Origin of the sequence: Micromonospora lacuserhaii (assembly GCF_036902735.1) — a bacterium.
Taxonomy (GTDB): domain Bacteria; phylum Actinomycetota; class Actinomycetes; order Mycobacteriales; family Micromonosporaceae; genus Micromonospora.
The window spans coordinates 77,672-100,488 of sequence record NZ_JBAKHO010000001.1 but is presented as its reverse complement, the minus strand read 5'-3'; the positions used below and the strand labels follow the sequence as shown (position 1 = coordinate 100,488).

Annotated in this window: 20 protein-coding genes; 12 read left to right on the top strand and 8 right to left on the bottom strand. The window is 74.2% G+C overall.

Annotated features, from left to right (window positions below; translation table 11 throughout):
* Positions 1–10 precede the first annotated feature (10 nt).
* From V6U81_RS00455 to V6U81_RS00430, 6 genes are all read left to right on the top strand, one after another.
* Positions 11–1,375 carry a glutamine synthetase family protein gene (locus tag V6U81_RS00455; RefSeq protein ID WP_334482678.1) on the top strand — a complete coding sequence of 455 codons (1,365 nt, stop codon included), beginning with the start codon at positions 11–13 and terminating at the stop codon, positions 1,373–1,375.
* Between the two features lie 110 nt (positions 1,376–1,485).
* On the top strand, positions 1,486–2,841 hold the full coding sequence (locus tag V6U81_RS00450; RefSeq protein WP_334482675.1) for an aldehyde dehydrogenase family protein: 1,356 nt from the start codon (positions 1,486–1,488) through the stop codon (positions 2,839–2,841).
* Positions 2,842–2,846: 5 nt separating this feature from the next.
* A complete protein-coding gene (locus tag V6U81_RS00445; protein WP_334482672.1) occupies positions 2,847–3,614 on the top strand; it encodes a 3-oxoacyl-ACP reductase in 768 nt (255 codons plus the stop codon).
* Between the two features lie 55 nt (positions 3,615–3,669).
* Entirely contained in the window at positions 3,670–4,377 is a 708-nt protein-coding gene (locus tag V6U81_RS00440; protein ID WP_334482669.1) for a gamma-glutamyl-gamma-aminobutyrate hydrolase family protein, read from the top strand.
* Positions 4,378–4,424: 47 nt separating this feature from the next.
* A complete protein-coding gene (locus V6U81_RS00435; RefSeq protein ID WP_334482666.1) occupies positions 4,425–4,976 on the top strand; it encodes a pyridoxamine 5'-phosphate oxidase family protein in 552 nt (183 codons plus the stop codon).
* Between the two features lie 187 nt (positions 4,977–5,163).
* On the top strand, positions 5,164–8,820 hold the full coding sequence (locus tag V6U81_RS00430; protein ID WP_334482664.1) for a SpoIIE family protein phosphatase: 3,657 nt from the start codon (positions 5,164–5,166) through the stop codon (positions 8,818–8,820).
* 34 nt (positions 8,821–8,854) lie between these two features.
* On the opposite strand, the gene V6U81_RS00425 is transcribed toward V6U81_RS00430, so the two are convergent.
* Positions 8,855–9,100: an STAS domain-containing protein gene (locus tag V6U81_RS00425; protein WP_334482661.1), complete on the bottom strand. Its 246-nt coding sequence runs from the start codon at positions 9,098–9,100 to the stop codon at positions 8,855–8,857.
* A gap of 164 nt (positions 9,101–9,264) precedes the next feature.
* Here V6U81_RS00425 and map point away from each other — a divergent pair, with 164 nt between their 5' ends.
* Together map and V6U81_RS00415 are read left to right on the top strand one after the other, a co-directional pair.
* The gene (map, locus tag V6U81_RS00420; protein WP_334482658.1) at positions 9,265–10,122 is read left to right on the top strand and encodes a type I methionyl aminopeptidase; all 858 of its coding nucleotides are present in this window, start codon (positions 9,265–9,267) and stop codon (positions 10,120–10,122) included.
* The gene (locus V6U81_RS00415; protein WP_334482656.1) at positions 10,119–10,835 is read left to right on the top strand and encodes a VIT1/CCC1 transporter family protein; all 717 of its coding nucleotides are present in this window, start codon (positions 10,119–10,121) and stop codon (positions 10,833–10,835) included. The genes map and V6U81_RS00415 overlap by 4 nt, the downstream gene beginning before the upstream one ends.
* 98 nt (positions 10,836–10,933) lie before the next feature.
* Here the strand turns inward: V6U81_RS00415 and V6U81_RS00410 are convergent, their stop codons facing one another.
* From V6U81_RS00410 to V6U81_RS00380, 7 genes are all read right to left on the bottom strand, one after another.
* The gene (locus V6U81_RS00410; protein ID WP_334482653.1) at positions 10,934–11,671 is read right to left on the bottom strand and encodes a nucleotidyltransferase domain-containing protein; all 738 of its coding nucleotides are present in this window, start codon (positions 11,669–11,671) and stop codon (positions 10,934–10,936) included.
* A gap of 146 nt (positions 11,672–11,817) precedes the next feature.
* Complete coding sequence (locus tag V6U81_RS00405) at positions 11,818–12,297, bottom strand: nitroreductase family deazaflavin-dependent oxidoreductase (protein ID WP_334482651.1); 480 nt, start codon at positions 12,295–12,297, stop codon at positions 11,818–11,820.
* A 72-nt stretch (positions 12,298–12,369) separates the two neighbouring features.
* The gene (locus V6U81_RS00400) at positions 12,370–15,087 is read right to left on the bottom strand and encodes an FtsX-like permease family protein (RefSeq protein WP_334482648.1); all 2,718 of its coding nucleotides are present in this window, start codon (positions 15,085–15,087) and stop codon (positions 12,370–12,372) included.
* Positions 15,084–15,818, bottom strand: coding sequence for an ABC transporter ATP-binding protein (locus V6U81_RS00395; RefSeq protein WP_334482645.1), 735 nt, complete (start codon positions 15,816–15,818; stop codon positions 15,084–15,086). Before V6U81_RS00395 ends, V6U81_RS00400 begins: the two co-directional genes overlap by 4 nt.
* Entirely contained in the window at positions 15,815–16,417 is a 603-nt protein-coding gene (locus V6U81_RS00390) for a PadR family transcriptional regulator (protein ID WP_334482643.1), read from the bottom strand. The genes V6U81_RS00395 and V6U81_RS00390 overlap by 4 nt, the downstream gene beginning before the upstream one ends.
* A 58-nt stretch (positions 16,418–16,475) precedes the next feature.
* Entirely contained in the window at positions 16,476–16,916 is a 441-nt protein-coding gene (locus tag V6U81_RS00385; protein ID WP_334482641.1) for a ferritin-like domain-containing protein, read from the bottom strand.
* Positions 16,913–17,362 (bottom strand): hypothetical protein, encoded by a 450-nt coding sequence (locus V6U81_RS00380; RefSeq protein WP_334482638.1) that lies wholly within the window; start codon positions 17,360–17,362, stop codon positions 16,913–16,915. The genes V6U81_RS00385 and V6U81_RS00380 overlap by 4 nt, the downstream gene beginning before the upstream one ends.
* Positions 17,363–17,592: 230 nt before the next feature.
* Between V6U81_RS00380 and rimP the strand changes: the two genes are divergently transcribed.
* The 4 genes from rimP to infB all read left to right on the top strand — a co-directional run bounded on the left by rimP (position 17,593) and on the right by infB (position 22,809).
* Positions 17,593–18,309 carry a ribosome maturation factor RimP gene (gene rimP / locus V6U81_RS00375; protein ID WP_334482635.1) on the top strand — a complete coding sequence of 239 codons (717 nt, stop codon included), beginning with the start codon at positions 17,593–17,595 and terminating at the stop codon, positions 18,307–18,309.
* Entirely contained in the window at positions 18,306–19,349 is a 1,044-nt protein-coding gene (gene nusA / locus V6U81_RS00370; protein WP_334482633.1) for a transcription termination factor NusA, read from the top strand. The genes rimP and nusA overlap by 4 nt, the downstream gene beginning before the upstream one ends.
* Positions 19,350–19,365: 16 nt before the next feature.
* On the top strand, positions 19,366–19,698 hold the full coding sequence (locus V6U81_RS00365; RefSeq protein ID WP_334482631.1) for a YlxR family protein: 333 nt from the start codon (positions 19,366–19,368) through the stop codon (positions 19,696–19,698).
* A gap of 93 nt (positions 19,699–19,791) precedes the next feature.
* Positions 19,792–22,809 carry a translation initiation factor IF-2 gene (infB, locus tag V6U81_RS00360; RefSeq protein WP_334482629.1) on the top strand — a complete coding sequence of 1,006 codons (3,018 nt, stop codon included), beginning with the start codon at positions 19,792–19,794 and terminating at the stop codon, positions 22,807–22,809.
* Positions 22,810–22,817: the final 8 nt, after the last annotated feature.

The window sequence follows — 22,817 nt, the reverse complement described above, 5'->3', positions numbered from 1 at the left end:
AGGCGAGCCGATGAGGAAAGCTCCGCTCACGCTGGAACAACTCCGGGTCGCCGTCGCCGAGGGCGAGATCGACACGGTGGTGCTGGCCCTGGTCGACATGCAGGGCCGGTTGCAGGGCAAACGGTTCCACGCCCCCTTCTTCCTCGACCAGGTGGTCGCCGGCGGCAGCGAGGGGTGCAACTACCTGCTCGCCGTGGACGTCGACATGAACACCGTCGACGGGTACGCCATGTCGAGCTGGGAACGCGGCTACGGCGACTTCGCCATGGTCCCCGACTTCGACACCCTGCGCCGGGTGCCCTGGCAGCCGGGCAGCGCCCTGCTCATCGCCGACCTGGCCTGGCTGGACGACTCCGGCCCGGTGGTCGCCTCGCCCCGGCAGATCCTCCGTCGCCAGCTCGACCGGCTGGCCGCCCACGGCCTCACCGCGTACGCCGGCACCGAGCTGGAGTTCGTGCTCTTCCGTGACTCGTACGAGGAGGCCTGGCGGCGCGGCTACCGCGACCTCACCCCGGCCAACCAGTACAACGTGGACTACTCGCTGCTCGGCACCGCCCGGGTGGAGCCGTTGCTGCGCCGGATCCGCACCGAGATGGCCGGCGCCGGGTTGACCCCGGAGAGCGCCAAGGGGGAGTGCAATCTCGGCCAGCACGAAATCGCCTTCCGCTACGACGAGGCGGTGGCCTGCGCCGACCACCACGTCATCTACAAGAACGGGGCGAAGGAGATCGCCGCCCAGGAGGGCATGTCGATCACCTTCATGGCCAAGCCGAACGCCCGGGAGGGCAACTCCTGCCACATCCACTTCTCGCTGCGCGACGCCGACGGCCGCTCGGCCATGCTCGGTGACGGGCCGGCGCACCTGAGCGCGGTCGGGCAGCAGGTGCTGGCCGGGCTGCTCGACACCATGCGGGAGCTGAGCCTCTTCTTCGCCCCGAACGTCAACTCCTACAAGCGCTACCAGCCCGGCTCGTTCGCCCCGACCGCGCTGCGCTGGGGCACCGACAACCGCACCTGCGCGCTGCGGCTGGTCGGGCACGGGCAGGGCATGCGGGTGGAGAACCGGGTGCCCGGCGCCGACGTGAATCCCTACCTGGCGATCGCCGCCCTGGTGGCGGGGGCGGTGCACGGCATCGAGCGCAAGCTGAAGCTGGGCGAGGAGTGCACCGGCAATGCGTACGACGACCGGCGTGCCGCCCGGGTGCCGGCCACCCTGCGCGACGCCCTCACCCTCTGGGAGTCCTCGGAGGTCGCCCGCGCGGCCTTCGGCGACGAGGTCCAGGCCCACTACGCCAACCAGGCCCGCGTCGAGCTGGCCGCCTTCGACGCCGCGGTCACCGACTGGGAGCTGGTACGTGGCTTCGAACGCCTCTGATCCCGCCCCTCCTCGCCGATCTTGCACTTTCCGCCCCTGGTTCATGGCGATGAGCGGCTTCTGTCCGGGCAGCAACCGCGAGATCGGCGAGGGAAGGGTGGGTGGCGAGGGTGAGTGAGGTGCGGAGTCCGGCCACGGGGGAGGTCGTGGCGGAGGTGGCGGCCACGTCGGCCGGGGAGGCCGACGCGGCGATCGCGCGGGCGGGTGCTGCCTTCGAGACGTGGCGCGACGTGGCGCCGGGGGACCGGGCGCGGCTGCTGCGGCGGTTCGCCGGCGTGGTGGACGCGCACCTGGAGGAGTTGGCGCGGCTGGAGGTGCGCAACTCCGGACACACGATCGGCAACGCGCGCTGGGAGGCGGGCAACGTCCGGGACGTGCTCGACTACTACGCGGGCGCGCCGGAACGGCTGACCGGGCGGCAGATCCCGGTGCCCGGCGGGCTGGACGTGACCTTCCACGAGCCGCTGGGCGTGGTCGGGGTGATCGTGCCGTGGAACTTCCCGATGCCCATCGCCGGCTGGGGCTTCGCCCCCGCCCTCGCCGCCGGCAACACCGTGGTGCTCAAGCCCGCCGAGCTGACCCCGCTCACCGCGCTGCGCCTGGCCGAGCTGGCCCTGGAGGCCGGGCTGCCGGAGGGCGTGTTCACCGTCCTGCCCGGCGCCGGCAGCGTGGTCGGCGAGCGGTTCGTCACCCACCCGGCCGTCCGGAAGGTCTGCTTCACCGGCTCCACCGAGGTCGGCACCCGGATCATGGCCGGCTGCGCCGCCCAGGTGAAGCGGGTCACCCTGGAACTCGGCGGCAAGTCCGCCAACCTGGTCTTCGCCGACGCCGACCTGGAGAAGGCGGCCGCCACCGCGCCGTACGCGGTGTTCGACAACGCCGGCCAGGACTGCTGCGCCCGGTCCCGGATCCTGGTCCAGCGCCCGGTGTACGACTGCTTCCTGGAGTTGCTCGAACCGGCCGTGCGCGCCCTGCGGGTCGAGGACCCGGCCCGGGACACCGCCGAGATGGGCCCGCTCATCTCCGCCGCCCACCGCGACCGGGTCGGCGGCTACGTCGACGGCGCGAAGGTGGCCTTCACCGGCTCCCGCCCCGACGGCCCCGGCTTCTGGTACGCCCCGACCGTGCTGCTCGCCGAATCGCCGGCCGACCGGCACTGGCGGGAGGAGATCTTCGGCCCGGTCGTCTCGGTGCTCCCGTTCGACGACGAGGCCGACGCGGTCCGGCTCGCCAACGACACCGAGTACGGCCTCTCCGGCTCGATCTGGACCCGGGACGTCGGCCGGGCGCTGCGGATGGCGCGGGCCGTGGAGTCGGGCAACCTCAGCGTCAACTCGCACTCCTCCGTGCGCTACTGGACCCCGTTCGGTGGCATGAAGCGCTCCGGGCTGGGCCGGGAGCTGGGCCCGGACGCCCTGCACGCCTTCACCGATGTCAAGAACGTCTTCATCAGCACCGAGGAGTGAGCACCGTGCAGGGACGACTGACGGACCGGGTCGCCGTGGTGACCGGGGCGGGCAGCGGGATCGGGCTGGCCACCGTGCGGCGGTTCGCCGCCGAGGGGGCCCGGGTGGTCTGCGTCGACATCGACACCGAGGCCGGCCGGCGGGCCGCCGAGGAGGTGGGCGGGGAGTTCGTCCTCACCGACGTGGCCGACGAGGCGGCCGTCCGGGAACTCTTCGGCGGGGTCGTCGCCCGGCACGGACGGGTCGACGTGGCGTTCAACAACGCCGGCATCTCACCGCCGGACGACGACTCGATCCTGGAGACCGGGCTGGACGCCTGGGAGCGGGTGCTGCGGGTCAACACCACCAGCGTCTATCTCTGCTGCAAGCACGTCATCCCGCACATGCGGCGGCAGGGCAAGGGTTCGATCATCAACACCGCCTCGTTCGTGGCGTTGATGGGGGCGGCGACCTCGCAGATCGCGTACACCGCGAGCAAGGGCGGGGTGCTGGCGATGACCCGGGAGCTGGGCGTGCAGTTCGCCCGCGAGGGCATCCGGGTCAACGCGCTCTGCCCCGGCCCGGTCGCCACCCCGCTGCTGCTGGAGCTGTTCGCGAAGGATCCGGAGCGGGCCGTCCGCCGGCTGGTGCACGTGCCGATGGGCCGGTTCGGCGCACCCGAGGAGATCGCCGCCGCGGTGGCCTTCCTGGCCAGCGACGACTCGTCGTTCATGACCGCCGCGCAGTTCGTGGTGGACGGCGGCATCACCGGCGCGTACGTCACTCCACTGTGAGCGCGAGGAGTGAGCCGGGTCTGCGAGCCCCGCAGTCGCGAACGGTGCCGGCCCGGTGAGCGTCGGCCCGGTGCGTCGTCCGCTGATCGGCATCACCTCGTACGTCGAACCGGCCGGCTGGGCCGTGTGGCGGGACGTGCCGGCCGCGCTGGTGCCGCAGGCGTACGTCCGGGCGGTCGCCGCGGCCGGCGGTCGGGCGGTGGTGCTGCCCCCGGACGACGTGGACGCCGACGTGGTCGGGGTGCTCGACGGGCTGCTGCTGGCCGGCGGCGCCGACGTGGGCGCGGAGCGGTACGCCGCGTCGCCCGACCCGCGCACGGAGGCCCGGCCGGACCGGGACTCCGGTGAGCTGACCCTGCTGGCCGCCGCGCTCGCCGCCGACCTGCCGGTGCTCGGGGTGTGCCGGGGCATGCAGCTGCTCGCGGTGGCCCACGGCGGGCGGCTGCACCAGCACCTGCCCGACGTGGTCGGACACGAGGGCCACCGCCCCGCCCCCGGCGTCTACGGCGCTCATCCGGTCCGGTTCGCGGCGGGAAGCCGGGCCGGGACGGTGATGGCCGGGGTGTGCCGGGTCAACTCGTACCACCACCAGGGGGTGGCCGACCCGGGGCGGCTCACGGTCACCGGCTGGGCCGACGACGGCGTGGCCGAGGCGCTGGAGGACCCGTGCCGGCGGTTCCTGCTCGGCGTGCAGTGGCATCCGGAGAACGAGGCCGACCCGCGTCCGATCACCGCCCTGGTCCGGGCCGCCCGTTCCGGCTGACGGGAAAGGGCGTTCCGCCGGGCCGGCCGGGTCGGCAGGATGGCGGCATGGGAAAGCAGTATCCGGAGATCGACGGGCGGCTGCGGGAGTTCATCGAGGCCCAGCCGCTCTTCTTCGTGGCCACCGCGCCGTCCGGCGCCGACGGGCACGTCAACGTCTCGCCGAAGGGAATGCGGGGCACGTTCGTCGTCCTCGGCCCGCACCGGGTGGCCTGGCTGGATTACCACGGCAGCGGCGCGGAGACCATCGCCCACCTGCGCGACAACGGCCGGATCACGATGATGTTCTGCGCCTTCACCGGCCCGCCCAAGATCGTCCGGCTACACGGCCGGGGCGTCGCCACCCCGCTCACCGACCCGGGCTTCCCGGCGCTGCTCGCCGACTTCCCCGACCCGCCGGACCCGCACGCCGTCCGGGCCGTGGTCACGGTCGAGGTCGATCGGATCAGTGACTCCTGCGGGTACGCGGTGCCGTTGATGGACTACCGCGGCGAACGTGACCTGCTGATCGAGTGGGGCTCCCGACGCACCCCGGCGGACCTGGCGGCCTACCGGAGCAGGAAGAACGCCGCCAGCATCGACGGCCTGCCGGTCTTCTGAGCACGGCACCGGAGCGGCGCTGCCCCCTCCCGACGAGCGATGTCCGGCCGATGACGGCAGGATGAGACCCGGCTAACCAGCGCCCGAACCGGAAGATGCGTTACGTTGCTGATCCGTCGGGGTAGAAGGCGGGTCGCGGCCGGCGATCGCCGAGGCGTCGTGGCAACGGCCGGAGCGGGGAGGATTCATGAGCTCGGCCCAGGTGGGCGAGGACGGACGGGGTCGGTCCTCGCGTGCTGCGGACCGCGCCCTTCCGCCGCTGCTCGCCGCCGCCTTCGCCGCCGGCGGTGAGATGGGCCGGCGGCTGCGCGAGTTCGACTGGACCGCCTCCCCGATCGGCACTCCCGACACCTGGCCGCCAGCGCTCTGCCACGCGGTCAGCATGGTGCTCGCCTCGCGCTCCCAGATGGTGCTGTTCTGGGGCGAGGACCAGCTGGCCCTCTACAACGACGCCTACCGACCCACGATCGGCGACAAGCACCCCGACGTGATCGGCCAGCCCGCCCGGGAGCACTGGGTGGAGACCTGGGACGTGCTCCGTCCGCTGCTCGACGCCGTCCGGCTGACCGGCGAGCCGTACCGGGGCGAGAACCACCCGTTCCTGATCGAGCGGCAGGGCTTCCTGGAACAGGTCTACTTCGACGTCTCCTACGACCCGGTCCGGGGCGCCGACGGCACCGTCCAGGGCGTGTTCTGCCTCGTCAACGAGACCACCGGCCGGGTGGTCGGCGAGCGCCGCCTGCGGGCCCTGGCCGAGCTGGGCAGCCGACTCGTCGACGCGGGCAGCACGGCGGAGCTGGGCCGTACCGCGGCCGCGGTGCTGGACGGGCACCACGCCGACGTGCCGTTCGCCCTGATCCACCTCTACGACGACGACGGCCGGCTCCACCTTGCCGGGGCCAGCGGCGTCGACCCGGCGACCGTGCGCGCCGAGGCGCCGGCCATCCTCGACCGGGTCGCCGCCGGCGGGGGCGCCGACGACGTCGAGGTGACCGAACTCCTCGGCACGGTGCCGCCGCAGGCCGGCGGGCGGGCCCTGCTGCTGCCCCTCACCGCGACCAACGAGCCCGCCGGGGTGCTGGTGGTCGGCGTCTCCCGGCTGCTGCCGCTCGGCGACGACTACCGCGACTTCCTCCACCTGGTCGCCGCGCAGATCTCCCGCGCGGTCGGCCAGCAGCAGGTGTACGAGCAGGAACGGGCCCGCGCCGCCGAGCTGGCCGCGCTGGACCGCGCCAAGACCAACTTCTTCGCCAACGTCAGCCACGAGTTCCGCACCCCGCTGACGCTGGTCCTCGGCCCGCTGGAGGACATGCTCGCCGACCCCCAGCTGCCGCCGGCGTACACCGACCGGTTGACCGTGATGCACCGCAACGCGCTGCGCCTGCTGAAGCTGGTCAACACCGTGCTGGACTTCTCCCGGCTGGAATCGGGCCGGCTGGCCGCCCACTACGAGCCCACCGACCTGGCCGACTACACCGCCCGGCTGACCAGCACCTTCCGCTCGGCCATGGCACGGGCCGGGCTGCGCCTGGTGGTGGACTGCCCACCGCTGTCCGCGCCGGTCTTCGTCGACCGGGACATGTGGGAGAAGATCGTCCTCAACCTGGTGTCCAACGCGCTGAAGTTCACCTTCGACGGTGAGATCCGGGTCCGGATCCGCGCGGTGGACGGGATGGCCCGGCTGGAGGTCGCCGACACCGGCGTCGGCATCGTCCCCGAGGAGCTGCCGCACGTCTTCGAACGGTTCCACCGGGTGCCGGGGGTGCGCTCGCGCACCCACGAGGGCACCGGCATCGGGTTGGCGCTGGTCCGCGAGCTGGCCGAGATGCACGGCGGGCGGGTGGAGGCGCACAGCCGGGTCGACGAGGGCAGCCTCTTCGCGGTGACCGTCCCGTTCGGCTCCGCGCACCTGCCGTCCGACCGGGTGGCGCCCGCCGGTCCGGTGCCGCCCCGGCCGAGACAGGCGTCGCTCTACATGGCCGAGACCGCGCTCTGGACCTCCGCCGTCGACCCGGACACCGCGCCGCAGGTGGAGGGCGCGGGCGAGGGGGGTCGGATCCTGCTCGCCGACGACAACGCCGACCTGCGCGAACACGTCACCCGGCTGCTCGGCCCGTCGTACGAGGTGGTGGCGGTGCCGGACGGCGTCGCCGCCCTGGAACAGGCCGTCGACGCCCCGTTCGACCTGGTGCTGACCGACGTGATGATGCCCCGACTGGACGGCTTCGGCCTGGTCACCGCGCTGCGGGCCAACCCGCGCACCCGGCACGTGCCGATCGTGCTGCTCTCCGCGCGGGCCGGCTCCGCCGAGGCGGTCGCCGGGCTCTCGGTCGGCGCGGACGACTACCTCACCAAGCCCTTCTCCGGCCAGGAGCTGATCGCCCGGGTCCGGGCCAACGTCGAGCTGGGCCAGCTCCGCGGGCAGATCATCCGCCGGCTGCGGGCGCTGGCCGACGCGGCGGTCGCGGTCAACACCGCCCGGTCCACCGCCGACGTGGTGCAGGTCGCCGCCCAGCACGCGCTCAGCCTCGCCGAGGCGGCCCGGGTGGTGGTCAGCACCACCGGTGCCCGCTACGAGGCGGACGGCGGCGGGACGACCGGGCCCGAGCCCACGCACGTCCTGCCGCTGACCGGCACCACCGGCACGCAGCTCGGCGAGCTGCGGGTCTGGCGCCACGACGGCGACGGCACCGAGCAGGCCGCGCTCACCCAACTCGCCCGGCTGATCGGGGTACGGCTGGAGAACGCCCAGCTCTACGAGGCCGAACACCGGATCGCCACCACCCTCCAGCACAGCCTGCTGCCGCGCTCGCTGCCCCAGCTGCCCGGCGCGGTGGTGGCCAGCCGCTACCTGCCCGGCAGCACCGACGTCGAGGTCGGCGGCGACTGGTACGACGTGATCGGCGTGGCCGACGACGAGGTGGTGCTCGTCATCGGCGACGTGGTCGGCAAGGGCGTCCGGGCGGCGGCGGCCATGGGCCAGCTGCGCAACGCGCTGCGGGCGTACCTGCTGGAGGGCTTCGACCCCGGCCAGTCGCTGACCCGGCTGAACCGGCTGGTCGGCTCGACCGAGCGCCAGTCGTACGCCACGGTGGTGTGCCTGGCGTACTCCCCGCGCACCGGTCGGCTGCGCTACGCCAGCGCCGGGCACCCGTCCCCCCTGCTGATCCGAGGAGACGACGTGGCGTTCCTGCACGAGCGGGCGCTCGGGCCGCCGATCGGTGCGCTCAGCGGCACCACCTACCGCACCGTCGAGGGCGAGATCGCCCCCGGCTCCCGGTTGCTGCTCTACACCGACGGGCTGATCGAGGACCGGCACTCCGGCATCGACGCGGCACTGGCGCAGCTGCGGGCCGACGCGGGCACCGGGGGCGAGCACGTGGCCGACCTGATCGACGCGGTGGTCGAGCGGGTCGCCGAGCGGAATCGGCACGACGACGTGGCGGTGCTGGCGCTGGAGGCCGCCGAGCTGAACCGGTTCGCGCTGCGGCTGCCCGCCGACCCGACCCGGCTCAGCGTGCTGCGCAAGCGGCTGGAGGACTTCCTCGGCGGGCACGGCGTCGACGAGAACGACCTGTTCGACCTCACCGTGGCGGTCTCCGAGGCCGCCGCGAACGCCATCGAGCACCCGGTGTCACCGACCGAGCCGACCATCGGCGTGGAGGTGGTCATCGAGGACGGCACGGTGGTGGTGACGGTGCGCGACAGCGGGAAGTGGCGCGAGTCCACCGGGGCCGGCTTCCGGGGCCGGGGGCTGTCGCTGATCCGGGCGCTGGGCGAGCTGACGGTGACGCGTACCTCGTCGGGGACCGAGGTGACGCTGCGCCGGCGGCTGCGCGACTGAGCCCGCGGCCCCGACGCCCGGCGGCGGGGCGTGGTCAGTCGCGGTGCAGCCAGTCCTGCTCGGCCAGGCCGGAGATCTCCAGTACCCGGCTCACCTGGTGGGAGGGGAGCACGGTCAGCGTGGTGGGGAAACGCTGGGCGAGCTGGACCACGGCGTGGATCGCGGCCGAGTCGAAGAAGCTGACCGCGCGCAGGTCGAGGGTGACCTGGTCGGCCGGTTCGCGCAGCGCGGTGCGGAGCATCGTGTCGGCGGTGGCCATGTCGACCTCACCGGTGACCACGACGCGGAGGTGGCCTCCGTCGAGCTCGGAGCTCGCGGAGAAGACGGGAGGTGCGCCCCCTTGATCCACCAGGTCACAATGGCACAGCACACTTGCCACGGCAACAACCTCCGACGGCCGGGCCGTGGCGGGGGTCACCGGGGCATCGGCGATAGGCTGTCCGCATGAACGCCCGTGCGCCGCTGACCCCTGGCACGCTCTCCCCGTGGCGGGCGGTACCCGCCCACATCGCCCGACCGGAGTACGTGGGCAAGAAGCGCCCACAGGAGTGGCGCGGCTCGCACGTGCAGACTCCCGAGACCGTCGAGAAGATGCGGGTCGCCGGCCGACTGGCCGCCCAGGCGACCCAGCTGGCGGGTGAGCACTGCAAGCCCGGCGTGACGACCGACGAGATCGACCGGGTGGTGCACGAGTTCCTGGTCGACCACGGCGCCTACCCGTCGACGCTGGGCTACAAGGGCTTCCCCAAGTCCTGCTGCACCAGCCTCAACGAGGTGATCTGCCACGGCATCCCGGACACGACGGTGCTCCAGGACGGCGACATCATCAACGTCGACGTCACGGCGTACCTCGACGGGGTGCACGGCGACACCGACGCCACCTTCTGCGTCGGCGAGGTGGACGAGGAGGCGCGGCTGCTGGTCGAGCGCACCCACGAGGCGATGATGCGGGGCATCAAGGCGGTCAAGCCCGGCCGGCAGATCAACGTGATCGGCCGGGTCATCGAGTCGTACGCCAAGCGCTTCGGCTACGGGGTGGTCCGCGACTTCACCGGCCACGGCATCGGCGAGGCGTTCCACAGCGGTCTCTACGTGCCGCACTACGACAACCCGCGGCCGACGGAGGTGATGGAACCGGGGATGACCTTCACCATCGAGCCGATGATCACCCTCGGCACCTACCAGTACGACATGTGGGACGACGGCTGGACCGTGGTCACCAAGGACCGGAAGTGGACGGCCCAGTTCGAGCACACCATCGTCGTGACCGACGACGGCTACGAGATCCTCACTCTGCCGTGACCGAGACCCCGGCGGCGCTGCGCGAGGCGCACCACGCGGACGTGTCCGGCGGCTGGCTGCGGCCCGCCGTCTTCGGCGCGATGGACGGCCTGGTCACCAACATCGCCCTGATCGCCGGCGTCGGCGGCGGCGGGGTGTCGCCGCGCAGCATCGTGCTCACCGGCACCGCCGGCCTGGTCGCCGGCGCCATCTCGATGGGGCTGGGGGAGTACACCAGCGTCCGCTCGGCCAACGAGCAGGTCGCCGCCGAGGTGGCCAAGGAGCGGCGGGAGCTGGAACGGCACCCCGAGGCGGAGGCCCGCGAGCTGGCCGACGCCTGGGTGGCCCGGGGTCTGCCCCGCGACCTCGCCACGCAGGTCGCCGAGGCGGTCCGCCGCAACCCGGAGGAGGCGCTGCGGGTGCACGTGCGGGAGGAGCTGGGCGTCGACCCCGACGAGCAGCCGAGCCCGTGGGCGGCGGCCATCTCCTCGTTCCTCTGCTTCTCCATCGGGGCCCTGGTGCCCCTGGTGACCTACCTGCTCGGCTTCACCAGCCTCTGGCTGGCGCTCGGCCTGGGTGGGGTGGGGCTCTTCGTGGCCGGCGCGGTGGTCGCCAGGTTCACCTACCGCCCCTGGTGGACCAGCGGCCTGCGGCAGCTCCTGCTCGGTGCGGCCGCCGCTGCCGCCACCTACCTGGTGGGCGCCCTGATCGGCATCCAGGGCGGCATCGGCTGACCCGCCCCGGTCGCGGTTTCTGAGAAAGAGTGGCCATTCCGCCTCGGATGGCCACTCTTTTTCGTGCACGAGGGCGGTCAGCCGGGGGATGAGGGCGGTCAGTGGGTGAGGAGGTCGTCGACGGTGCCGTCGACGGGGCGGCCGCGGGCGGTCAGCTCGTCGGCCTGCCGGGCCAGCACGGCGCCCACCTCGGTCATGTCCGCCCCGGCCAGCCCGGTACGCCGGACCGCGTCGCCCGGGTCCCGGAAGTAGGTGCGGGTGAGCAACCCGGTCACCGTGGCCGCCGCCAGCCGGGCCTCCCCGAGCATCAGCAGCGCCTGGTCCGTCTCGTACCACTCGGCCAGCCGGGCGGCCCGGGCGTGCGCCGCGCAGCCCCGGTACCAGGCCTGCCGGGCCGCGGTGCTGAACTCCGCCGGCCGGGCCCGGGCCAGCCGGCCGAGGTGCGCGTCGCGCAGGGTGCGCAGCCAGCCGGTCGGGTCGTACAGGGCGGTGGTGGTGACGTACCGGTCGGCGGTCAGCGGCCAGAGCGCGGTGAGCGCGCGGGCCTGCCGCAGGTAGTCCTCGGCGCCGGCCACGGTGAGGTCGACCAGCACCCCGTCCACCCGCCGGGTCGACGGCGCCGGCCCGCCGCCCGGACGGTAGGTGACCAGCAGCAGCCCGACCTCACCGTCCCCGCCGCCGTCGTCGTCGCCGTGCGCCAGCGGACCGTGCACCGCGACCGCCAGGATGTCCGCCGGGAAGCGTTGCCGGGCCGCCTCGGCGACCCGCTCCGCGACCCGCCACCGCGGATCGCCGAGGTGCGGGTCGGTGCTCAGGTCCGTGCCGCTCCCGTCCACCGGGTACCACCCCTGTCCCGCGATCGCGTCGCCCGCCGGGCCGGGCCGCCCGTGGACGTCACCGCCCGCCACGCGCCGGCCGGGTCGCCGCCTCCCACCCTAGCCACGCCGGCCCGCCGGCCCGTCCCGCCGCGCCCGGCCGCCGGTCAGGAGCGCTCGGTGCCGGTGGGGACCAGCCGGAAGATGCGGATCTCCCGGCCGCCGGCCCGCTCGACGTACGTCCGGTACGCCGGCCACTCGGTGACCAGCAGCTGCCACAGCCGCTCCCGTTCGGCGCCGGAGGCGACCTCGGCGCGGACCGGGATCCGCCGCCCCTTGACGTCCACCTCCGCCTCCGGCTTGGCCAGCAGGTTCATCGCCCAGCCCGGCTGGTGCTGCTGGCCCCAGTTGGACCCGATCACCACGTAACCGTCACCGTCGGGGACGTAGAGCAGCGGGTTGCTGCGCGGCTGGCCGGACCGGCGGCCGGTGGTGGTGATGACCAGCGACGGCACCAGACCGAACGCCACCACCCGGCCCCGGGTGAGCCGGCCGACCGCCCGGTCGGCCGGGACCAGCAGGCGCATGGTGGCGCCGAACCAGGCGTGGTGGCCGAGTCGGCGGGTGAGGGATCCCAGAACGGACACGCCGACAGTCTGCCAATTCGCCGCCCCGAGGGGGACCCCCGATCGGCTCTGGTCGATCGGGGCGCGGTGTGCTCAGTCGAGCCGGCGTTCCACCGCCAGCCGGGAGCGGGTGAGCAGGCCGGCGCCGAGCATCGCCACCAGCGGCACCACCACCAGCACGCCGAGCGTCGTCCAGGGCACCACCACCGGGTACGGCGGCTCGACCGGCCAGCTGTCGGCGTACTGGCGGTTGACCGAGGTCAGGATGATCAGCGCGGAGGCCAGGCCGGCCACGATGCCCAGCACGGAGCCGAGCACCGCGATCACCCCGGACTGGCAGAGCGAGAGCATCCGGCGCAACCGGGGGCTGGCGCCCACGGCGGCCAGCGTGGAGAGGTCCCGCCGGCCCTCGGCGGCGGCGAGGCCGGTGGCTACCCCGGCCGCCCCGAGGGTGATCAGGCCGGAGCCGATGGCGAGCAGGAGCAGCAGCGGGCGTTGGTCGCCGTCCGGTCCGTCCGGTCCGACCTCGACCATGAGCGGGGCGAGCGGGCGCAGCGTGGCCGCCAGCCGGGTCCGCTGGACGGGTCCGGGCGCGACGGCGGTGTCGACGACGTACCCGACCTGGTCGGCGACCAGGCCGAGCCGCGCGGCGGCGGCGGGAGAGAGCACCAGCCGGTCGGCGGTGAGCCCGCCGCGCAGCACGTGACCGGGGACGGTGACCGTGGTCGGTACCGGCGCGGACAATTCGCCGGCCCGTCCGGCGGTGAGGGTGATCCGGCCGTCGACGACGTACCGCGGGTCGGTCACCACCGCCCCGCCGCCGCGCAGCACCGCCGCGGCCGACGCCGTCTCCGCCGGGGGAGCGCCGGTGAGCCCGGACAGGGCGGCCCCGTCGTCGACCGTCGCCGGCAGGTAGGGCTCGTCGGGGTTCGGGGTGGGACGCCGGCAGCGCGGATCGGCCAGCGCCCGGTGCCGGACGGCGGCCGAACTTAACCGGTCCGGCGGGTACGGGCAGGCCCGCTCGGGCGGCAGCACCGGGGTGACCGAGCAGACGTCCTCCTCCCGGCGGGGCGGTGCGCAGGCCGGTACGTCGTACCGAGCGACGGCGTCCATGGACAGCTCGGCGCGCACCCGCTCGGCGACCGCCGCCAGCGGAGGCAGCGGGCCGTGCCCGGGATCCCCGCGCAGCAGCAGGACGTGACCGGGGGGCAGGCCGGGCTGCCACTGCGCCTGGTTCCGGGCCTCGTCGCTGGCCACGTAGACCCCGACGGCCACGCTGCCGGCCACCGCCGCCATCACCGCCGAGATGGCCGGGGCGGCGGAGGACCGGTTGCGGCTGGCGTCGCGGACGGCGATCCTCGGCGCGAGCGGCAGCACCCGCCCGGCCCGGGCCAGCAGCCCCACCAGGGTGGGGGTGATGAACACCAGGCCCAGCTCGCCGAGGACCAGCCCGGCCAGGATCACCACCGATCCGGTCCGCTGCGCCCCCACGGCGGCGGTCGCCGTGCCCAGCAGGGTGAGGGCCACTCCGGCGACCAGCCACCGGCGGCGGTGCGGCGGCATGGTGCGCCGGCCGGCGAGCCCGGCCACCACGTCCTGCCGGGCGGCCGTCCAGGCCGGGGCGAGCGCGGCGAGCAGTCCGGCCAGCACGGCGACCGCCACGATCGCCGCCAGCGCCGCCGGGAAGAACCGGTACCCGCCCATCCGCGCGCCGATCACGTACTGCTCGACCAGCGGGCGGCCGGCGACGGCGGTGCCCACGCCGAGCAGCACGCCGAGCGCCGCGCCGGCGCCGCCCAGCAGCAGCCCGTCGGCGAGCACGATCCGGCGCAGGTGCCCGGCGTCGCCACCGGCCACCGCGACCAGCGCCAGGTCCCGGCGCCGCCGGCGTACGCCGACCGCGAAGGCGGGCCCGACCAGCAGCACCACCTCCAGCAGGCCCAGCCCGCCCACCAGCACCGCCGTGCCGGTCTGCTCCGCGTCGGGGAGGCCGGCGGTCCGGTCGAGGTCGGGCAGGGCGAGGCTCGCGCCGGGCACCGGGGCGCGGGCACTCACCGTGACCCCGTGCGCGTTGAGCCGGCCGACCAGCGCCTGGTCGGGCGGGCCCGGCAGGTCCACCAGCCAGCTCTGGTCCGACTCGACGACGGTGCGGGGTGCGGCGTCCGGATGCAGCGCGACGACGCCGCGCAGGTCGTCCGGGAACTCGAGCTCCCCGGTCACGGTGTACGTGCGGGAGCCGTCGGCGGTGCTCACCGTGCCGCCGATCCGGGCGCCCGTCAGGTCCAGGGCGTGCCGGTTGAGCCCGATCTCGGTCGGGCCGGCCGGCACCCGGCCGGCCCGCAGCCGTACCAGCGAGCGGGGCAGCGGCGCGGTCAGGTCCAGCGCCCGGCCGCCGAAGGACTCCACCCGGTCGCCGACCCTCAGGTCGACGGGGACCCACCAGCGCACCGGCTCGACCCGGCTGCCCGGCGGCAGCAGCGCGGTGAGCTCCGCCGCGGTCGCCGGCCGGACCCGCCCGTCCAGCTCGCCGCGGCGAGGGACCACGTTCTCCCCCCAGGCGTCCTGGACGACCGCGTCCTGCGCCACCCAGCGCAGCTCGGCGTCGGCGTCGCCGAGCCGCTGGCCGACGCGTTCCGCCCGGGTCAGGTCCGACATGTCGTAGCTGACCGCGACGAAGGTCAGCGCCAGCACCGGCAGGGCGATCATGGCCAGCACCAGCGCCGTACGCCCGCGCGCCCGGCGCGCCTCCCGGCGGGCGATCCGCAGCGCGGCCCGCCACGAGCCGAGTGTGGCGGCGAGCCGACGGTTCACCGGCCGCTGCCGGAGAGCAACTGTTCGACGCCGGCCAGCGGCGCCGTCGAGTCCACCATGACCCCGTCGCGGAGGAAGACCACCCGGTCCGCCCAGCCGGCGTGCCGCGCCTCGTGGGTGACCAGCACCCCGGCGGCGCCGGCGTCGACCCGGCGGCGCAGCAGGTGCAGCACCGCCTCGCCGGTCTGCGAGTCCAGCGCCCCGGTCGGCTCGTCGGCCAGCACCAGCCGCCGCTCGCCGACCAGCGCCCGGGCGATCGCCACCCGTTGCTGCTGGCCACCGGACATCTGGTCGGGGAAGCGCCCGCCCAGCCCGGTCAGCCCCACCTCGTCCAGCGCGGCGAGTGCCGCCCGCCGGGCCGGTCGTACCCGGACGCCGTCGAGTTCCAGCGGGAGTGCGACGTTCTCCGCCGCGGTGAGGCTGCCCAGCAGGTTGAGGTCCTGGAAGACGTAGCCGATCCGGCGGCGGCGCAGCCGGGCCAGCCCACGCCGGTCGAGCGAGCCGAGGGGCTCCCCCTCGACCAGCACCTCGCCGGCGGTCGGCCGGTCCAGCCCGCCGGCGAGGGTGAGCAGGGTGGACTTCCCCGAGCCGGAGGGGCCCATCACGGCCACCAGTTCGCCGGGGTGGACGGTGAGGCTCACCCCGCGCAGGGCGTGCACGGCGGCCGGTCCGCTGCCGTGGGTGCGGTGGACGTCGCGCAGGTCGAGCACCGCGCCCCCCGCTCCGGTCACCGCCGCGCTTCCTGGTCGGTGCGGGCCGTCGGGTCCGGCACGGCCGTCGGGTCCGGTCCCGCCCCGGCCGCCGGCGGGCCGGCCGGCCGGTGCCGGACCAGGGTGGTCTCGCAGTGGTCCAGCCACCGGATCTCCGCCTCGGTCTGGAAGAGCATCGCGTCCAGCACCAGCCGCCAGGGGAGGTCCTCCGGCCGGTCGCTGGCGTACTTCAACCGGGTCAACTCCTGCAGCGTGCGCATGGTGGCGCTGCGCTGGGTCTGCACCACGGCCCGGACGTCGACGCCGGGGGTGGTCAGCGCCAGGGCCAGCTTGATCGAAAGCTCGTCCCGGGGCCGGTCGTTGCGGCTGATCGGGGTGGCGAACCAGAGCGTGAGCTCCGCCCGCCCGGCGTCGGTGATCTCGTACGGCCGCTGGCCGCCCTCGTGCTCCGGCAGCGGACGGACCAGTCCGTCGCGCTCCAGCCGGTTGAGGGTGGTGTACACCTGCCCGATGTTCAGCGGCCAGGTCGAGCCGGTCGACTCCTCGAACGCGGCCCGCAGCTGGTAGCCGTACATCTGGCCACGCTCGAGCAGGGCGAGCAGGCCGTGACGGATGGACATGGCATCGGAGTATGCATACCTGGTATGCGTACCGCAACCGGAGCGGGCCGGCGGGCGCTCAGCTCGGTCGGCCCGGGAAGGCCACCGTGATCGGGGTGACCCCGGCCGTCCGCCGCCACCGGGTCGCGCGGAGGGCGCAGTCGGTCAGCGCATTGAGCGCCTTGGCCCGGTCGGCGCCGGTGGTGGCCGGCAGCGCCGCCCGCCAGTACGCCGCCGTCCGCTCCTCGACCTGTACGGCCAGCCGCAGCGCGCTGGCCCGGTCGGTGACCGGGAAGGGCAGCGCGTAGCCGGCCCGGTCGGCGGGCACCTGGCCGCCGCTTGCGCTGAGCTGGAGCACCAGCGCGTCCCGCCGGGCCCGGTGCGCGGCCTCGGCGGCGCGGGCGGCCCGCCGGTCGTCGTCGGTCAGGCGTACCCCGATCGGGCCGTAGGCGTAGATCGCCGCGTACTCGGCGGAGAGCGCGGCGGCGAGGGCGTCGCCGGGCGCGGAGCGGGCCGTCACTTCAACGCCTCCAGATGGGTCGCCCGGGCGGCGGCGATCGAGCCGAGCAGGGCGGCCCGCTCCCCGGGAGCGGTGGCGCAGGCCCGCACGGCGTTGTCCCGGCCGCGCTGCTCCGCCGCGCGGAGATCGGCGAGCAGGGTGTCCCGGTCGGCGGCGGTCGTGCTCGGGCCCGGCGCGGCGGAGCCCGACGGCGCGGGCCGGCCGATCAGCCGCCGCAGCTCGTCGGCGTGCGCGGCGTGCGCGTCGGCGATCGGGGTGAGCCGGTCGGCCAGGCCCGGGTCGGCGGCGACCGCCGCGCGGTGCCGGGCGGCCAGCTCGCCGGACTCGCCGGCCAGCGGCTCGAGCGGGTCGGGTGGCGGGGCCGGCTCGTCGCCGTCGAAAAGATCACAGCCGGTCAGCGGTACGGCGGCGCCGCCCACCGCCAGCAGCGCCCCCGCGCGCAGCACCGAACGCCTGGATCGTCCCGATCCGTCGGGGTGCCTGGTCGTTCTGCCCATCGCCACCGGACAAGTCAACACCATCCACCCCGGTACGTGGGTCACCGCGTCGGTGCGCCGCCCGGGCCGCTGCCCGTGCGGCGCGTTACGCTCTGCGCAGCCACCGGCGGGTCCGCCCCGGTGGCGTGCCGGCGTGCAGGCCTTCCGGGCCGTCGCCGATCCAGGAGAAGGGTGCGCAGATGACGCAGCGTGGCCGTGCCACCAGGCCGACGGGGCCGGCGGGTCGACCCCGTCGTACCGACGGCCCGCGGGGCGGGGACCGTGCGGGCGCACCCCGGAACGACCTCGCCGCGCGGCGGAACCGGCTGCGCGAGGTCATCGAACCGGTGATCACCCAGGCGGGCTACGACCTGGAGGACCTCTCCGTCTCCCGGGCCGGCCGGCGGCACGTCGTACGCGTGATCGTCGACGCCGACGGCGGGATCAACCTGGACGCCGTCGCGGACGTCTCCCGGGCGGTCTCCGCGGCGCTGGACGCGGCGGAGGAGGCCGGCGGCGACCTCGTGGCCGGCGAGTACCAGCTCGAGGTCAGCTCGCCGGGCGTGGACCGGCCGCTGACCCTGCCCCGGCACTGGCGGCGCAACGTCGGCCGGCTGGTCAAGGTGACCGTCCGGGGCGGCGCCGGCCTGCCGGCGCAGCGCGACGCGCAGCCGACGGGCGACCGCCAGGTCACCGGCCGGATCATCGAGGCCGACGACGAACGCGTGGTGCTGGAGATCGATTCCGGCCGCGCAGAGCTTTCCCACGCCGAACTGGGCCCCGGTCGGGTTCAGGTCGAGTTCAGCCGCCTCGACGAGATCGACGAGGCGGACGAGTTCGACGGCGCGGACGAGGCCGGCGAAGCCGGCGAAGACACCGACGACGACGAAGATGATGTGGAGGACGAGGAGAGGTGAACATCGACCTCGCGGCGCTGCGCGCACTCGAGCGCGAGCGGGAGATCCCGTTCGACACGATCCTCGCGGCGATCGAGACCGCGTTGCTGACCGCCTACCGGCACACCGACGGCGCCGAGTCGCACGCCCGGGTGGAGATCGACCGCAAGACCGGGGCCGCCCTGGTCTACGCGCAGGAACTGGACGACGACGGCACCGTGGTGCGGGAGTGGGACGACACCCCGCACGACTTCGGCCGGATCGCGGCGATGACCGCCAAGCAGGTGATCCTCCAGCGACTGCGGGAGGCCACCGACGAGGTGCACTTCGGCGAGTACGTCGGCCGCGAGGGTGACCTGGTCACCGGGGTGGTGCAGGCGCACGAGGCGCGGGTCGAGAAGGGCATCGTCAGCGTCGACCTCGGCAAGCTGGAGGGCGTCCTGCCGCAGTCGGAGCAGGTGCCCGGCGAGCGGTACGCGCACGGCGAGCGGATCCGCTGCGTCGTGGTGCACGTGGCCAAGGGGATGCGCGGCCCGCAGATCACCCTGTCCCGGTCCCACCCGGCGCTGGTCAAGAAGCTCTTCGCGCTGGAGGTGCCGGAGATCGCCGACGGCACGGTCGAGATCGGCGCGATCGCGCGTGAGGCAGGTCACCGTACGAAGATCGCGGTGCGTTCCACCACCCAGGGCGTGAACGCCAAGGGCGCCTGCATCGGCCCGATGGGCCAGCGGGTTCGCGCGGTGATGAGCGAGCTGCACGGCGAGAAGATCGACATCATCGACTGGTCGGACGACCCGGCGACCTTCGTCGGCAACGCCCTCTCCCCGGCCAAGGCGCTGCGGGTCGAGGTGGTCGACCTGGCCAGCCGGACGGCCAGGGTGACCGTTCCGGACTTCCAGCTCTCGCTCGCCATCGGTCGGGAAGGGCAGAACGCCCGACTTGCTGCCCGCTTGACCGGTTGGCGAATCGACATCCGGTCGGACGCGGAGCAGACGAGCACGGCCGGCCGGGGCGGAGCTGATCACGTCCCGGAGCCGGGCGGCGCGATCTCGGGCAGCTAGGGGTAGACTTTCTCCAGTGGTACGACGCGCGCTGCCGGAGCGCACCTGTGTGGGTTGCCGGCGACGTGCGCCGGCCAGCGAATTGTTGCGGGTCGTCGCGGTCGGTGAAGAGGCTGGTCACAGCCTCCGCCCCGATCCGACCCGCAGCCTGCCGGGTCGGGGAGCGAACATGCACCCGGATCCGGCCTGCTTCGCGCTGGCGGTTCGGCGTCGCGCCTTCGGGCGTGCGCTGCGCATCACCGGGGTCCCCGACCACGGCGCCGTCGCGGAGTACGTCGACGCGCCAACCACTACGTCCGGTCAACCCGACCGGGCGAGGGTCGCTAGCAGGGTAGGACGACCGACATGAGCACACGATGAAGTCCCTGAAATGACCAGGCTTCAAGTGCAGGAGTGAGGTCGCTGCGGGTACTGCCCGCACGACCTCGGAGTGAGGAGTGCAGTGGCAGGTAAGGCCCGCGTACACGAGCTTGCGAAAGAGCTCGGGGTCGAGAGCAAGACAGTGCTCGCCAAGCTGAAGGAAATGGGCGAGTTCGTGAAGTCCGCGTCCAGCACCGTCGAGGCGCCCGTCGCCCGACGTCTGCGTGGCGCTTTCGTCGCGTCCGCCGGTGGTTCCTCGGCACCGACCGCCCCTCCGGCGGCCGCCCCGAGCCCGGCACCGACCCCGACGCCGTCCCCGACCCCGGGTGCCCCCCGGGTCTCGGCGAAGCCGATGCCGCCCCGGCGGCCGACCGCGCCGACCCCTGGACCGAAGCCCAAGGGCCCGGTCCCCGGCCCGCCGCAGCCGGCGACTCCGGTCGCCAAGCCGGCGAGCGCGCACGACATCGAGGTGGCGGCGGCCGAGGCCCGCGCCGCCGCGCTGAAGGCTGAGCAGGAGGCCGCGGTCAAGGCCGCGCAGGCCGCCCGCCAGCAGCAGCGCGAGAACGTCCGCCGGGAGCCCCCGACCGAGGGCGGTCCCCGTCCCGGTCCGGCTCCGCGTCCCGGCCCGAACGCCGCCCCGGTCCGTCCGGGCCCGGCCGCCGGTCGTCCCGGTGGCCCGACCCCGGGTCCGGGTGCCCGACCGGGCGGTCGTCCGCCGGCGCGCGGCGCCGGTAACAACCCGTTCGGTATCCAGGGTGGCCAGCAGCAGCGGCCCCCGGCCGCCGGTGCGGGCGGTCCGCGGCCCAGCCCGGCGGGTATGCCGCCGCGGCCGAGCCCGGCCTCCATGCCGCCGCGTCCCAGCCCGGCGTCCATGCCGAGCCAGCGGCCGACCACGGGTCGCCCCGGCGGCCCCGGTGGCGGTCGTGGTGGTCCCGGTGGCGGCGCCGGTCGTCCCGGTGGCGGCGGCGGTGGTTTCCGCGGCGGTCCCGGTGGCGGTGCCGGCGGTGGCGGTGGCTTCCGCGGCGGTCCCGGTGGCGGTGCCGGCGGTGGCGGTGGCTACCGCGGTGGCCCCGGTGGCGGCGGCACTGGTGCTCCGGGTGGCGGTTTCCGTCCGGGTGCCCCGGCCGGTGGCGGTGGTCGTCCCGGTGGCGGCGGTCGTGGCCGTGGCGGTGGCGCCGCGGGTGCCTTCGGGCGTCCGGGTGGCCGGCCGACGCGCGGTCGCAAGTCCAAGAAGCAGCGCAGACAGGAGTTCGACAACCTGTCGGCTCCGACCATGAGCTCGGGTGCTCCCCGGGGTCAGGGTCAGGTCGTCCGGCTCTCCCGTGGCGCCTCGCTGTCGGACTTCGCCGACAAGATCAACGCCAACCCGGGTTCGCTGGTCCAGGAGATGTTCAACCTGGGCGAGATGGTCACCGCGACCCAGTCCTGCTCTGACGAGACCCTGCAGCTGCTGGGTGAGCACCTCGGTTTCGACGTGCAGATCGTCAGCCCGGAGGACGAGGACCGCGAGCTGCTCGCGCAGTTCAACATCGACCTCGACGCGGAGGTGGCCGAGGAGCGTCTGGTCAGCCGTGCGCCGGTGGTGACCGTCATGGGTCACGTCGACCACGGTAAGACCAAGCTGCTCGACGCCATCCGTAAGGCGAACGTGGTGGCCGGCGAGGCGGGTGGCATCACCCAGCACATCGGCGCCTACCAGGTCCACGTCCCGCACGAGGGCGAGGACCGGGCGGTCACCTTCATCGACACCCCGGGTCACGAGGCGTTCACCGCCATGCGTGCCCGTGGTGCCCAGGTCACGGACATCGTGATCCTGGTCGTCGCGGCCGACGACGGTGTCATGCCGCAGACGATCGAGGCGTTGAACCACGCCAAGGCGGCCGACGTGCCGATCGTGGTCGCGGTCAACAAGGTCGACAAGCCGGAGGCGAACCCGGACAAGGTCCGCCAGCAGCTGACCGAGTACGGCCTGGTCGCCGAGGAGTACGGCGGCGAGACCATGTTCGTCAACGTGGCCGCGAAGCCGGGCATCGGTATCGAGGAGCTCCTCGAGGCCGTCCTGCTGACCGCCGACGCGTCGCTGGAGCTGACCGCTCCGATCGACGGGCCGGCGCAGGGTGTGGCCATCGAGGCGCACCTGGACAAGGGTCGCGGTGCGGTGGCGACGGTGCTGGTCCAGAAGGGCACCCTGCGGGCGGGCGACTCGATCGTCGCCGGTGGGGCGCACGGACGGGTCCGGGCCATGCTCGACGAGAACGGCAACCAGCTCAGCGAGGCCGGTCCGGCGCGTCCGGTCATGGTGCTGGGTCTGACCGCGCCGCCCGGCGCGGGTGACACGTTCCTCGCCGCGGCGGACGACCGTACGGTGCGGCAGATCGCCGAGCAGCGCCAGGCACGGCGGCGGGCGGCGTCCTTCGCCAACTCCCGCGGTCGGGCCACCCTCGAGACGCTCATGGAGCAGCTCAAGGAGGGCGAGAAGACGTCGCTCAACCTCATCCTCAAGGGCGATGTCTCCGGTTCGGTGGAGGCACTCGAGGACGCGCTGTTCAACCTCGACATCCCCGAGGAGGTCCAGCTCAAGGTCCTCGACCGGGGCGTCGGCGCGATCACCGAGAGCAACGTCATGCTCGCGAGCGCGTCGTCCGAGCCGGTCACGATCATCGGCTTCAACGTGCGGGCCTCCAACAAGGTCCGCGAGATGGCCGACCGCGAGGGCGTGGAGATCCGGTACTACACCGTCATCTACCAGGCCATCGAGGAGATCGAGGCGGCGCTCAAGGGCCTGCTCAAGCCGGAGTACGAGGAGGTCGAGCTCGGCACCGCGGAGATCCGCGACGTGTTCCGCTCGTCCAAGATCGGCAACATCTCCGGTTGTATCGTCCGCTCGGGCATCATCCGCCGCAACGCAAAGGCGCGGCTGCTGCGAGACGGGACGGTCGTGGCGGACAACCTCACGATCAGCTCGCTCAAGCGGTTCAAGGACGATGCCACGGAGGTCCGCGAGGGCTTCGAGTGTGGTCTGACCCTGGCTGGTTACAACAACGTCCAGGCCGGCGACATCATCGAGACCTTCGAGATGCGGGAGAAGACGCGCGCCTGATCCTGAGG

What these genes read in the sequence shown, in the direction of transcription:
- V6U81_RS00430 (WP_334482664.1), top strand. Translation starts at nt 5,164, where the DNA reads ATGAGCTCGGCCCAGGTGGGCGAGGACGGACGGGGTCGGTCCTCGCGT.
- V6U81_RS00435 (WP_334482666.1), top strand. Translation starts at nt 4,425, where the DNA reads ATGGGAAAGCAGTATCCGGAGATCGACGGGCGGCTGCGGGAGTTCATC.
- rimP (WP_334482635.1), top strand. Translation starts at nt 17,593, where the DNA reads ATGACGCAGCGTGGCCGTGCCACCAGGCCGACGGGGCCGGCGGGTCGA.
- map (WP_334482658.1), top strand. Translation starts at nt 9,265, where the DNA reads ATGAACGCCCGTGCGCCGCTGACCCCTGGCACGCTCTCCCCGTGGCGG.
- V6U81_RS00390 (WP_334482643.1), bottom strand. Translation starts at nt 16,417, where the DNA reads ATGTCCATCCGTCACGGCCTGCTCGCCCTGCTCGAGCGTGGCCAGATG.
- V6U81_RS00455 (WP_334482678.1), top strand. Translation starts at nt 11, where the DNA reads ATGAGGAAAGCTCCGCTCACGCTGGAACAACTCCGGGTCGCCGTCGCC.